General features: G+C 56.6%; 12 protein-coding genes. 4 read left to right on the plus strand and 8 right to left on the minus strand.

Going from position 1 to position 13,428, the window contains the following annotated elements; translation table 11 throughout:
- Positions 1-8: 8 nt before the first annotated feature.
- The 4 genes from yjiA to NTD86_RS11855 form a co-directional block, all read right to left on the minus strand.
- On the minus strand, positions 9-977 hold the full coding sequence (gene yjiA / locus NTD86_RS11840) for a GTPase (protein ID WP_262202401.1): 969 nt from the start codon (positions 975-977) through the stop codon (positions 9-11).
- Between the two features lie 116 nt (positions 978-1,093).
- Positions 1,094-1,291 (minus strand): YbdD/YjiX family protein, encoded by a 198-nt coding sequence (locus NTD86_RS11845; protein WP_262202402.1) that lies wholly within the window; start codon positions 1,289-1,291, stop codon positions 1,094-1,096.
- Between the two features lie 12 nt (positions 1,292-1,303).
- Positions 1,304-3,373, minus strand: a complete 2,070-nt coding sequence (locus tag NTD86_RS11850) for a carbon starvation CstA family protein (RefSeq protein ID WP_262202403.1) — start codon at positions 3,371-3,373, stop codon at positions 1,304-1,306.
- Between the two features lie 139 nt (positions 3,374-3,512).
- Positions 3,513-4,412 (minus strand): LysR family transcriptional regulator, encoded by a 900-nt coding sequence (locus NTD86_RS11855; protein WP_262202404.1) that lies wholly within the window; start codon positions 4,410-4,412, stop codon positions 3,513-3,515.
- Between the two features lie 101 nt (positions 4,413-4,513).
- Between NTD86_RS11855 and NTD86_RS11860 the strand changes: the two genes are divergently transcribed.
- Positions 4,514-5,140: an NAD(P)H oxidoreductase gene (locus tag NTD86_RS11860; RefSeq protein WP_262202405.1), complete on the plus strand. Its 627-nt coding sequence runs from the start codon at positions 4,514-4,516 to the stop codon at positions 5,138-5,140.
- Between the two features lie 80 nt (positions 5,141-5,220).
- Here NTD86_RS11860 and radA read toward each other — a convergent pair whose 3' ends face one another.
- The 3 genes from radA to katB all read right to left on the minus strand — a co-directional run bounded on the left by radA (position 5,221) and on the right by katB (position 8,827).
- Entirely contained in the window at positions 5,221-6,588 is a 1,368-nt protein-coding gene (gene radA, locus NTD86_RS11865; RefSeq protein WP_262202406.1) for a DNA repair protein RadA, read from the minus strand.
- 34 nt (positions 6,589-6,622) lie between these two features.
- The gene (locus tag NTD86_RS11870; protein WP_262202407.1) at positions 6,623-7,153 is read right to left on the minus strand and encodes an ankyrin repeat domain-containing protein; all 531 of its coding nucleotides are present in this window, start codon (positions 7,151-7,153) and stop codon (positions 6,623-6,625) included.
- Between the two features lie 132 nt (positions 7,154-7,285).
- The gene (katB, locus tag NTD86_RS11875) at positions 7,286-8,827 is read right to left on the minus strand and encodes a catalase KatB (protein WP_262202408.1); all 1,542 of its coding nucleotides are present in this window, start codon (positions 8,825-8,827) and stop codon (positions 7,286-7,288) included.
- A gap of 270 nt (positions 8,828-9,097) precedes the next feature.
- Between katB and mscL the strand changes: the two genes are divergently transcribed.
- A complete protein-coding gene (gene mscL, locus NTD86_RS11880; RefSeq protein WP_262202410.1) occupies positions 9,098-9,511 on the plus strand; it encodes a large-conductance mechanosensitive channel protein MscL in 414 nt (137 codons plus the stop codon).
- A 66-nt stretch (positions 9,512-9,577) separates the two neighbouring features.
- Here the strand turns inward: mscL and NTD86_RS11885 are convergent, their stop codons facing one another.
- On the minus strand, positions 9,578-10,354 hold the full coding sequence (locus NTD86_RS11885; RefSeq protein ID WP_262202411.1) for a ferredoxin--NADP reductase: 777 nt from the start codon (positions 10,352-10,354) through the stop codon (positions 9,578-9,580).
- A gap of 370 nt (positions 10,355-10,724) precedes the next feature.
- Between NTD86_RS11885 and NTD86_RS11890 the strand changes: the two genes are divergently transcribed.
- Positions 10,725-11,438 (plus strand): autoinducer binding domain-containing protein, encoded by a 714-nt coding sequence (locus NTD86_RS11890; RefSeq protein WP_262202413.1) that lies wholly within the window; start codon positions 10,725-10,727, stop codon positions 11,436-11,438.
- Between the two features lie 165 nt (positions 11,439-11,603).
- The gene (locus tag NTD86_RS11895) at positions 11,604-12,728 is read left to right on the plus strand and encodes a methyltransferase (RefSeq protein ID WP_262202415.1); all 1,125 of its coding nucleotides are present in this window, start codon (positions 11,604-11,606) and stop codon (positions 12,726-12,728) included.
- Positions 12,729-13,428 lie beyond the last annotated feature (700 nt).

Consider the following 13,428-nt stretch of genomic DNA (forward strand, 5'->3'; position numbering starts at 1 on the left):
GGAAAACATTAATCGGTCAGCCCGGCAAACCCTTCGCGAATCTTGGCCTCTGGCAAGTCATCGGCAATAAACACCATCACGCTTTCACGCGCTTCACCCTCAACCCACTCGGTGTCCCAATCAAAACCGTACAGTTTCAACACGCCTTGAAACACCAGCCGCCGATCTTCACCAGCGATATTCAAAACGCCCTTGTACCGCAGCAATTGCTTGCCGTGTTCTTCGAGTAGGTCGTTCATGAATGCGCTCAGGCTGTCGATATCCAGCGGCTTTTCAGTGCGCAGCACCAGGCTGGAAATACGGTCAGCAGAGGCCGCAGGCTGTACCGGTCGCAAGCTCACGCTGCCGCCCAGGTCGGCGTTGAGGTTGAACCCACGCACATCCAGCAGTTCGGCCAGGTCAATTTTGCCGTGCTCGACCACACGAATCGGTGCCCGCCGGTTGATCCGGGTCAGGCGCTCGCAAAGCGCCTCAAAGGTGGCGTCGTCCACCAGATCACGCTTGCTCACCAGTAACCGGTCAGCAAAACCGATCTGCGCCTGGGCGATGGTCTGGCTCAGGTGCACATCCGCGTGAGCGGCATCGACCAAGGTGATGATGCCGTCCAGCAGGTAGCGCTCACGCAACTCTTCATCAATAAAGAAGGTTTGCGCCACCGGCGCCGGGTCGGCCAGACCGGTGCATTCGATCACTAACCGATCAAAGGCGATTTCGCCGCTGTCCAGCCGCTCGAGCAGCAGGTACAGCGCTTTGGTCAAATCGGTGTGGATAGTGCAGCACACACAGCCGTTGGCCAGGGTCATGACCTGGACCGGCTCGTCGCCCAGCAATTGGGTGTCGATACCGGCATCGCTGAATTCATTTTCGATCACGGCGATTTTCAGCCCGTGCTCGGCTTTGAGCAGGTAACGCAACAACGTGGTTTTACCGGCACCCAGAAACCCGCTAAGGATGGTGACGGGGATGGGAGAGGACATGCGGTGTCTCCTTGAAAGAGGGAGCGCAAAACAACTGTAGGAGCGAGCTCGCCTCGTGATCTTTTCAAGGTTCAAAAGATCGCGAGACAAGCTAGCTCCTACAGAGGTCTAGCTATTTAACAGCACTTGGGCCCGCCCTTGCCGCCGTAACGGGCTTCCTGGCGTTCCCTGAAGAACGCCTCGTAGCTCATCACCGGCTTGTGCGGGTGCTTGGTTTGCATATGCTCGACGTAGGTGTCGTAGTCGGGCATGCCGACCATCAGGCGCGCGGCCTGACCGAGGTATTTACCGAGGCGACTCAGGTCATTGAACATGGCTGCAATCCTCTATCGTGCATCCGGCATAGGCTCGAATGGCGTTTCTTTGTCAGTACGCTCTTTGCTACCCCAGGCGGCGATACCGACTTTGAGCGCGTAGAACAGGATGCTGAACACCACGAACAGGAACAGGACGGTCAAACCCGCGTTGGTGTACGCGTTGATAATGACGTGCTGCATCTGATCGATGTTTTTCGCCGGGGCAATCACTTGGCCCGCGTCCAGCGCTGTGCTGTATTTTTTCGCCAGCGACAGGAAACCAACCGCCGGATTGGCGTCGAACAGCTTGATGAAGCCTGCAGTGGTGGTGCAGATCAGCAGCCACACCGCTGGCAGCAGGGTGACCCAAATGTAGCGTTGACGCTTCATTTTGATCAGTACAACGGTTGCCAGCATCAGTGCGATCCCCGCCAGCATCTGGTTGGAGATGCCGAACAGCGGCCACAGGGTGTTGATGCCGCCCAGCGGGTCGATCACGCCTTGGTACAGCAAGTAACCCCACAAGGCGACACAGCCTGCAGTCGCGATAAGGTTGGCTGGCCAGGATTCGGTGCGCTTGAGCGCTGGCACGAAGCTGCCCAGCAGGTCTTGCAGCATGAAGCGACCGGCACGGGTACCGGCGTCAACCGCCGTCAGGATGAACAGGGCCTCAAACAAAATGGCGAAGTGGTACCAGAACGCCATGGTGTTTTCGCCCGGCAGCACGTGGTGCAGGATCTGTGCGATACCCACGGCCAGTGTTGGAGCACCGCCTGCACGGGCCAGTACGGTGGTTTCACCGATGTCTTTGGCCAAGGCCGTCAACTGATCCGGAGTAATGGCAAAACCCCAACTGGTGACAGTTTGCGCCACCGTCACCACATCACCGCCAACAATGGCAGGCGGGCTGTTCATGGCGAAGTACACACCCGGCTCGATCACCGACGCGGCAACCATTGCCATGATGGCCACGAAGGACTCCATCAACATGCCGCCGTAACCGATGTAACGGGCGTTGGCTTCGTTATCCAGCAGTTTTGGTGTAGTACCCGAGGAGATCAGTGCGTGGAAACCCGACACCGCGCCGCAGGCAATGGTGATGAACAGGAACGGGAACAGGCCGCCTTTCCAGACCGGGCCGTTGCCGTCAATGAACTGAGTCACAGCCGGCATTTTCAGCTCGGGCATGGTGATCAGAATGCCGATGGCCAGCGCAATGATGGTACCGATCTTGAGGAACGTGGACAGGTAGTCACGCGGCGCCAGTACCAGCCACACCGGCAACACCGCCGCCACAAAGCCATAGCCGATCAGCATCCAGGTGATTTGCACACCGGTAAAGGTGAACACGTGGGCCCACTCCGGGCTCGCGGCAATTTGCCCGCCCAGCCAGATCGAACCCAGCAACAGCAGCACACCGATCACCGAAATTTCACCGATGCGACCCGGGCGTATGTAGCGCATGTAAACGCCCATGAACATCGCAATCGGGATGGTGGCCATCACCGTGAACATGCCCCACGGGCTCTCGGCCAAGGCCTTGACCACGATCAGGGCCAGCACCGCGAGGATGATGATCATGATCAGGAAGCAGCCAAACAGCGCGATGGTGCCAGGCACCTTGCCCATTTCTTCGCGCACCATGTCACCCAGGGAGCGACCGTTGCGACGAGTGGACATGAACAGGACCATGAAGTCCTGGACCGCGCCCGCCAGTACCACACCGGCGATCAGCCATAGTGTGCCGGGCAGGTAGCCCATTTGCGCAGCCAGTACCGGGCCGACCAAAGGGCCAGCGCCAGCGATGGCGGCAAAGTGGTGTCCGAAAAGAATGTGTTTGTTGGTCGGCACGTAGTCCAGACCATCGTTATTGAGCACCGCAGGCGTTGCCCGATGCGGGTCCAGCTGCATCACTCGTGTTGCAATGAACAGGCTGTAATAACGATAAGCGACCAGGTAGATAGCCACCGCTGCCACAACAATCCACAGCGCGTTGATCGCCTCACCCCGGCGTAATGCCACTACGCCAAGGGCGCAGGCTCCTACAATTGCCAGCACCAGCCACGGGATGTGGCGTAGTAGGCTATTTTTATTATTCATTTTTATATTCCGGCCAGTTGGACAAGAAGTACCGCTCTCGGAGTGTAGCGCTCCTGACTCTAAAGACCACCCCCTTACCTTGGTCTAGAGCCTTCTTTTGCAGATTTATGCTGGGCGGGCTGGCACCTTGGCCTGACCCTCAGTGCTCTCTTTGCCGCTGCTTGATAAAGTCCAGAAACAAACGGAACCCATGCGATAGGTGCTGGCGGCTGGGGTAATAGAGGTAGAAGCCGGAGCGATCCGTCAGCCAGTCCTCAAGTACCAGGGCCAACTGCCCGGTTTCGGCCAGCGTGTTTATCTGCTCTATATGAAAAAAGCCGATCCCGGCGCCCTTGAGCACAGCGTCCAGCGCCAGATCCATGTCATTGACGGCAATGTCACCGTTAACTTCAATTTCGATCTGCTCGCCAGCACGCTCAAACTCCCAGTGATAGACGTTTTCCTTTGAGGGAAAACGAAACACCACACACTGGTGCCTTAAAAGATCCCTGGGATGCAGGGGCGCCGGATGACGAGCAAAGTACTCGGGGGTGGCGGCCACGGCAAAACGCACACGGGGGCCAATAGGCGTGGCGATCATCAACTCCCCTACTCGCTCGCCGAGCCGCACCCCGGCGTCAAAGCCCTCGCCCACCACATCTGCCAACTTATCGTCGGCCATGATCTCCACTTTCATACCAGGGTATTGCTGGACGAAATCCGTGGCGATGTCCATCAAGAATAATCGGGCGGCCTGCCGTGCTGCCGTGATGCGCAGTGTTCCCGTAGGGGTATCGCGCAATGGTGAAAGATCATCGACTGCCCGCTGAATATCCACCATGGCAGGCGCCAGGCTGTTATAGAGCCTGCGCCCCGCTTCAGTCAGCGACACACTGCGCGTGGTGCGATTGACCAACCGCAGTGACAAATGCTCTTCAAGTTGTCGCAGCGAATGACTCACAGCAGAAGGTGATACGCCCAATTCAACACTGGCCGCTCTGAAACTCTGATGCTTGGCGACTGCCGTGAAAGTGGACAAGTCAGAAAGGCTGGGTCTCATTACTGAGTTATTCTCATCTTTAAGTTCGTAATTGAGAGATTATCAGAACAATATTCCAGCAGTAAGCTTTCTGCTCATTCCACATTTGAGCAGGCACTGACATGAACGCATCGCAAGAGACTGGATCAGACACACCGATCAAAACCCATATTATCTGGGCGCACCCACGCACCGACTCACTCACCGCGCGCGTGGTATCAGGCCTCAAGGCCGAGGCCCAGAACAACCACATGAGCGTTTCCGAGCTTGATCTGTACCGGGCAGATTTTGATCCGGCCCTGCATGAAGCCGACGAGCCAGACTGGAAAGACCCTGCCAAGACATTCTCGCCACACGTCATGCATCTGGCAGAGTCATTGCCTGGGGTCGATCACTTGGTGATAGTGTTCCCGGTGTGGTGGTACTCGATGCCCGCCATGCTTAAAGGCTACATTGATCGGGTCTGGAACTACGGACTGGTCTATGGCGGCGGTAAAAAGCTACCCGTTTCGTCCATCCGCTGGATCGCTTTGGTCGGTGGGGCGCGGGGACACTTCGAGAAACATCAGAAACATCACTACATGGAAGACCTTCTGAATGAAGGCATCGCCAAATACTGTGGTGTTGAAAACTCTTCGGTGACCTTTCTGTACAACACCATCGCCCTGGAAGAAGACACCGATGACCTGGCAAAGCTCCACGAAACGCTCATCGACCAAGCCAGGTCTGTGGTTTCAGCGCTCGCATAAGACGTCGGCCCAGTGACGATCAACGGCGTAGTCACACCCGAACACCGGATGAATACGCCGTTCATTTACGGCCTCAAAGCCTATTCAAACAGCGCATCCAGCGCTTGTTCCAGGCGGGTCACGCCGATGACTTTCAGCCCCGGCGGGGATTCCTTGGGCGCGTTGCCCTTGGGCACGATGGCGCGTTTGAAACCGTGTTTGGCGGCTTCTTTCAAACGCTCCTGGCCGCTCGGCACCGGGCGTACTTCGCCCGACAGGCCGACTTCGCCAAACACCAGCAGGTCGTGGGGCAACGGGCGGTTGCGCAAACTGGACATGACCGCCGCCATCAAGGCCAGGTCGGACGCGGTTTCCAGCACTTTCACGCCACCCACTACGTTGAGAAAGACGTCCTGGTCGTGAGTCGGAATACCACCATGTCGGTGCAAGACCGCCAGCAACATGGCCAGTCGGTTCTGGTCCAGGCCCAAGGTCACACGCCGCGGGTTGGACATGTGGCTGTCGTCCACCAGCGCCTGCACCTCGACCAGCATCGGCCGTGTCCCTTCCCACGTGGCCATCACCACGCTGCCCGGGACTTCTTCTTGAGCACGCGTCAGAAAGATCGCAGAGGGATTGGAAACTTCCTTCAAGCCTCTGTCAGTCATACCAAACACACCCAACTCGTTGACCGCACCGAAACGGTTTTTCACCGCGCGCAGCAAACGTAAACGTCCGTCGGACTCTCCTTCGAAATACAGCACGGTGTCTACCATGTGTTCCAGTACGCGCGGGCCCGCGAGGGCGCCCTCTTTGGTCACGTGGCCGACCAGAAAGATCGCCGTACCGCTCGACTTGGCATAACGCACCAGCAACGCCGCGCTCTCGCGCACTTGCGAAACACCGCCTGGGGCCGATTGCAGTTGTTCGGTGAAGATGGTCTGGATCGAGTCGATCACCATGACCTTGGGCTTTTCAAGCTTGGCCGTGGCGATGATGTTTTCGATGCAGGTTTCGGTCATGACCTTGAGCTGGTCCTGGGGTAAGCCCAGGCGCCGGGCACGCATGGCCACTTGCTGCTGGGATTCCTCGCCCGTGACGTACAGCGCAGGCATGCGCCCCGCCATCTGGCACAGGGTTTGTAGCAGGATTGTGGACTTGCCGATACCAGGGTCGCCGCCGATCAGCACCACGGAGCCGTCTACCAGGCCACCGCCTAGTACGCGGTCCAGTTCGCCGGAGGCGGTGGAAAAGCGCGGAATCTCTTCGACACTGACTTCGGCCAGGGTCTTTATTTGTGCCTGCTGCCCGGTCCAGCCCGTGCGGCCGCTGGGCGGCGCTGCCGAGCCGCTTTCTACGACGGTTTCCACCAGGGTGTTCCAGACTCCGCATTCTGCGCACTGCCCGGCCCACTTGGGAAAGGTTGCACCGCACTCGGTGCAGCCGTAAATGCGCTTAGGCTTGGCCATCTGAACTCCGCACAAAAAACGTGATGATATGCGGTCAGTGCGACTCGGGCATACGAATTTCGCCCTTGGCCAGCTGAGCGGCGGTATTGCCCTGAGCGTCCCGGGCATTCAGATCGGCGCCTTTTTGGGACAAGTCATTGAGCAGCTCGACGCGTTTGAACAGCCCGGCAAACATCGCAGCGGTCTGCCCGGCACCATTGCGCTGATCCGGGTTGCAGTCAGTATTCATCAGACGATGGGCGATCTTGAATTCGCCTTTGAAAATGGCGCCCATCAGGGCGGTGTTGCCACGCAAATCTTGCGCGCAGGCATTGGCGCCGGCTTTGAGCAAGTGCTCGACGGCCTCGTCATGACCGTTATAAGCCGCAAGAATCAAGGCGGTGTAGCCTTTGCTGTCCTGGACATCGAGGTCAAAGTGCGAATCGATGAACGTGTCGAGCATGACCACGTCGCCGCGCCGTGCGGCATCGAAATAGTAGCCCTTGAGTTGGGTCTGGGTGTCGGGTTGTTCGGCAAGGCTCAGCCCGCTGACAAACAGCAGAGCCAAGGTCAATAAAATACGCATGTGGACTGCCTTTAAATAAGTACCAGATCAAAAGCCCCTCACCCTAGCCCTCTCCCGGAGGGAGAGGGAACTGATCGCGTGCGTACTCGATACCACCGCCTCCGGGAGAGGGTTGGGGTGAGGGCCGGGGTGTTAATCCGCCAGTTTCGCCGCCAGCGCCTTGACCCGTGCCAGGTCGCCCTTGGCCACTTTGGTCACGCCAGTGCCGTACTCAGGATCTGCCTTATAGAGGAAGGACAGAATGATGTGCTTGCTTTCGTCGTCGGTGGTGGCCAACGAGCCGCCGAAGTTTTCAATCAAGTCCTGACGTTCTTTTTTGCTGTATGAACGGTAAAGGTCGCCTGCCTGTTTGAAATTCTGCTCACGTTGAATCTTCGCCTGCTGCGTCGTACCCGACAGCGGCATTTCGCTGTAGCGTGCGGACTGCGGCTCTTCACGCGGCTCAAGACGGCTTGGCTGGTAGTTCACACCCGTGGTGCTGTGCCCACTGTTCATCGCACCGTCCTGGTTACCGTTGTTGACCGCCACCCGTGGCGCGTTGATCGGCAATTGCAGCGCGTTGGCGCCCAGACGGTACATCTGTGTATCGGCATACGAGAACACACGCCCCTGCAGCAGGCGGTCTTCTGAAGGTTCGATACCCGGTACCAGGTTGGCCGGAGCCATGGCGACCTGCTCGGTCTCCTGGAAGACGTTGGCCGGGTTGCGGTCCAGGACCATCTGCCCCACTTTGCGCTCGGGCACATTCGGCCAGATCTTGGTGGCATCCAGCGGGTCAAAATCGAACGACTTCAAGTCTTGCGGCTTGAGAACCTGCACGTACAAGTCCCACTTGGGGAAATCGCCCTGGTTGATGTGCGTCACCAGATCGTGGGTCATGTGGCTGTAGTCACGACCCTGCACCTGGGTGACTTCTTTAGGGTCGAGGTTGCGAATACCTTGCAGGCTCTTCCAGTGGAACTTCACGTAATGGACTTCACCCTTGGCGTTCACCAACTTGTAGGCGTGTACACCATTGCCGTCCATTTCGCGGTAGCTGGCCGGGGTGCCCGAGTCGGAATACAACTCGGTCAGAGTGCGCGTGGCTTCAGGAACATGGGAGAAGAAGTCGAATCGGCGCGAATCATCGTCAAGATTGGTCCGCGGATCGGGCTTAAAGGCGTGAACCATGTCCGGGAACTTGATCGCATCACGAATAAAGAACGTCGGAAAGTTGTTGCCCACCAAGTCCCAGTTGCCGTCCGCGGTGTAGAACTTGGTGGCAAAGCCACGCGGATCGCGCAGGGTTTCAGGGGAATGGTTGCCGTGCACCACGGCCGAGAAGCGCACAAACACCGGGGTGGTTTCGCCGGCCGCAAACACGCGCGCTTTGGTCAGGTCACTGAGGTCTTGTGTCACGGTGAACGTACCGTGGGCACCGGTCCCACGCGCATGCACCACGCGCTCGGGAATACGTTCGCGGTCGAAGCGTTGAAGTTTTTGCAGCAACTGCACGTCTTGCAGTAACACCGGGCCAGTAGCGCCAGCCGTTTGTGAGTTTTGATTATCGCCCACCGCTGCGCCGTTATCGCGGGTCAAGGTGGCGGCGTGAACAGAAACCGATAGCAGGCTGATGCTCAACGCACTAAGCAGGCGTCGCTGGGCACGTGGCCCAAGGGCGGAAGGGGTGGTCATGCATGTGTCCTCTGGTTATTTGCTACGCATTTCAATGCGTTGCGCAAAGGCTAGAGGCACACCAGAGGTTCTCTAAATTGAAAGGTCTGAACCAGCCCATTAAGAAAAAAGGCTGGCTTTGGACACCTCAAAAGCGTTATGAGCGGGATCGTTAAAACTTCTGCGCCCCGCACGGGTCAATCCACCAGATTGCAATTAGTCTGGCAGGCGAGATGCGCAAGGCTGATTTACACTGCATCTACCAACCTCATCTGTAACAAGGAATAACCAATGAGCGTGTTAAGTGAGTTCAAGGCCTTCGCGGTCAAAGGGAACGTGGTTGATATGGCCGTGGGTATCATCATCGGCGCCGCGTTCGGCAAAATCGTTTCATCTTTCGTCGGCGATGTTGTCATGCCGCCATTGGGTCTATTGATTGGGGGCGTGGACTTCACTGACCTGGCCATTACGCTCAAGGCTGCGGCCGGTGATGCACCTGCCGTGGTACTGGCCTACGGCAAGTTCATCCAAACCGTGATCGACTTCCTGATTGTGGCCTTTGCAATTTTTCTGGGCGTCAAGGCAATCAACCGTCTTCGCCGTGAAGAAGCCGTTGCACCCAGCACTCCGCCGCTGCCTTCTAAAGAAGAAGAACTATTAGGTGAAATTCGCGATCTGCTCAAGGCACAAAACAAACAGCCCTGAAGGCAACAACTAAAAACAACGGCGCCTTCAGGCGCCGTTGTTTTATACACTCTTTGCTTAATACAACTACCAGTAGTTCTCAACGGCAACTTGACCGGGCCGACGCGTCAAACTAAGTTGCAGGTTTCGATCTTTCAATAGCTTGCGCGTGTCATCAATCATTTGCGGGTTACCGCACAACATGACGCGTGAGTGCTCTGGCGTTAATTCAACACCCGCAGCGCGTTCAAGTTCACCGTTTTCAATCAACGTCGTTATACGCCCGTTTAATACACCAGGCAGTGACTCGCGAGTCACGATCGGTAGATAGGTCAGCTTATGGGCATACTCTGCCAAGTAGTCGCGCTGCCCCAACTCGCCAATCAAATCCTGGTACGCCAGTTCACACTTCTCACGCGCACTGTACACAAGAATGATCCGCTCAAACTTCTCCCACACTTCAAAGTCCTGCAGGATCGAAATAAACGGTGCGATACCGGTGCCCGTTGCCAGCAACCACAAGTCGCGGCCATCAATAAACCGATCCAGAGTCAAATAACCAAAGGCCTGGCGGTCAACCATCAACGTATCGCCCACCTGCAACCGGCTCAACTCGCTGGTGAACTCCCCTCCCGGCACCACAATGGAAAAGAACTCCAGGAACTCGTCATGCGGGGAAGACACCATGGAATAGGCACGCCATACCGTGCTGCCATCCGCTTTGGTGACGCCGAGCCTTGCGAACTGCCCGGCGCGAAAGCGAAACCCCCGGTCACGGGTAGTGCGCAGGGTGAATAGGCTGGGCGTCAGGGGCTTAACATCGAGAAGCGTCTGCTGGGTGAACTTATCTGCGCTGGCGGTCATGGTGCGCTCCGTTGGGCTAATGCCCTAGTGTCGCGCAAACACGCTGCAAGGAACACCGACGGTTTGTGATGGCTTTGCGCCTGGCTAGAAACGGAGCCTGGACAGTCATTGCCGCGACCAACTTTCAACCGTTTATACAGTGCAAGCGTTTTAGATTTTGAACATACTGCCACACACATAAAACAACAAAAAACCGGCGTCAAAAAAACCTTATTACAACTATTAATCAGCAAGCCATAAAACTTCAAAACTTTAAAATAATAGAGCAATTACTCTTGAGATCGATGTAGAAAATTCTTACATCCACTTAAGACTTATCATCTACTATTAGAATTCACATTGGATCCACCTTTCTGGAAGTGCCGGCATTATGGGTACAGCGAACCGTGTTTATACGAAACAAGAACTTACGCTGCAAGGCGAATCTAATTTGCTCACCTATACCCGCAATCGGATAGAGCTGTACGGATTTGATAACTTTCTGTTCAGAATGACTACACAATATGGAGACATCCAATCAGATAGAAAAATACTTACCAACCACCCAACTGAATTCATCGACACGTTTGACGCAAGTTGTCTCTCTCATAAAAACCCCATTGAAAACCATTTCAAGCGATCGATTGACCCACTGGTCTGGGATCACAAGCTATTCAGTGAAACGCCTGAGCTCCAAGAGGTCTCATACTCATATGGACTCAATTACGGATGGTCGTTGTCAGCTCACGACTCCAAGGGGACCTTCAGCATACTGAGCCTGAGCCGTCGCTGCTCACACATCTCCCCCCAGGAGTTCAACGAGAAGGTTGGCAATTTGTTGTGGCTATGCCACCAGCTGCACATGGCGATGTACGAAAACTTCTTCATAGACATGCGATTGAATGACCCCAACAATCACCTGTCGGTGCGTGAGTCAGAAGTCCTGAAGTGGACGGCTCAAGGCAAAACGGCGTCTGATATTGGCATGATCCTGAACCTGACACCGCGAACCGTGAACTTTCACATCAGCAGCGCGATGCGCAAAATGGGAGCCACCAACAAAACGTCTGCGGTGGTTATCGCCGCCAAACTCGGCCTGCTGTAAAACGGAGCCTGTGCAGGGCCGGCGCTCACAACAATAAAAGCGCCGGGCAATCTCCGTTAAAAAAACGTAAAATCGCCCCTACCTGAAAATGCCACGGCTTCCAGGAGTGTTTGACTGCTTGTGTGTCCCCCTCAAACAACCCTCGATTCCCCAGAGTTTGTTTAAATGCCTGCGCTCGAAAGTCCTTTCGCCCAACTCCACCTGATCCGTCAGCCAGAACAACAGAACGAGCCGCTACAGGCCTTCGACGCGGCAGACGAGTACCTGCTCAACCACATGGCCGAACTGGCGCTGCCAGCCAACAGCCGGGTTCTGGTGCTCAATGACAGCTTTGGGGCTCTGGCGGTCAGCCTGGCGAGCACCCAGCATGTGACCAGCAGCAGCGACTCATTCCTTGCCATTCAAGGCCTGGAAAAGAACCTGGTGCGCAACGGCCAGGCATTTGATGCCGTCACAATCATTCCAGCCAGCCAACCGCTGACAGGCCCGTTCGACTGCGTACTGGTAAAAGTCCCTAAAACCCTGGCACTGCTCGAAGAGCAACTGATCCGTCTGCAAGGGCAACTGGCCCCCGGCGCACAGGTCATTGCCGGCGCAATGATCAAGCACTTGCCGCGTGCAGCCGGTGATTTGCTGGAGCGTTACATTGGCTCGGTGCAAGCGTCGCTGGCGGTAAAAAAAGCCCGTTTGCTGATTGCCACTCCTCAAGACCTGGGCCCGTTTACCTCGCCCTACCCTTCGCGTTACTCCCTGGACAAGCCTGCCATCGAGCTGCTTAACCACGCCAACGTGTTCTGCCGCGAAGGACTGGATATCGGTACTCGCGCCTTTTTGCCGCATTTGCCACGCAACCTGGGTTCGGCCCGAGTGGCGGATCTGGGCTGCGGTAATGGCGTGCTGGCCATCGCCAGCGCCCTGAGCAATCCGCAGGCACAGTACACGCTGGTTGATGAGTCATTCATGGCGGTGCAGTCTGCGCGGGAGAACTGGCAGGCAGCGCTGGGTGATCGCGACGTGAATATCCGTGCGGGCGACGGCTTGGCCGGGCAAGCACCGAACTCACTTGATGTAGTGCTGTGCAATCCGCCGTTTCATCAGCAACAGGTAGTCGGCGATTTTTTGGCCTGGCGCATGTTCCAGCAAGCCCGTGAGGCGCTGGTGGTCGGAGGGGCGCTGTACATTGTGGGCAATCGTCACTTGGGCTATCACAGCAAGCTGGCCAAGCTGTTTCGGGGTGTCGAACAAGTGGCCGCAACGCCCAAGTTCGTCATCCTCAAGGCGCGCAAGTAATCCCAAAACACCAAACCGCTGTAGGAGCGAGCTTGTCTCGCGATCTTTTGATCTTTAAAAGCTCGCGAGGCAAGCTCGCTCCTACAGGACGGGGTGGTCTTTATTACGCGATTAACCACCCGCAATACCCGGTAAAAATCCCGCAAGGTGACTGCGGCATCGGCGGCACAGGCGTAACCTGCCCGATCTGACGCCACATACCCTTGTCTCGCGATCTTTTGATCTTTAAAAGCTCGCGAGACAAGCTCGCTCCTACAGGACGGGGTGATCTTTATTACGCGATTAACCACCCGCAATAACCGGCAAAAATCCCGCAAGGTGACTGCGGCATCGGCGGCACAGGCGTGACCTGCCCGATCTGACGCCACACCCCTTGTAGGAGCGAGCTTGTCTCGCGATCTTTTGATCTTTAAAAGCTCGCGAGGCAAGCTCGCTCCTACAGAACGGGGTGGTCTTTATTACGCGATTAACCACCCGCAATACCCGGCAAAAACCCGCAAGGTGACTGCGCCATCGGCGGGACGGGCGTGACCTGCCCGATCTGACGCCACATACCCTTGTCTCGCGATCTTTTGATCTTTAAAAGCTCGCGAGACAAGCTCGCTCCTACAGGACGGGGTGATCTTTATTCCGCGATTAACCACCCGCAATACCCGGCAAAAAACCCGCAAGGTGACTGCGCCATCGACGGCACAAGCGT

This window comes from Pseudomonas sp. 7P_10.2_Bac1 (assembly GCF_025465935.1).
GTDB lineage: Bacteria > Pseudomonadota > Gammaproteobacteria > Pseudomonadales > Pseudomonadaceae > Aquipseudomonas.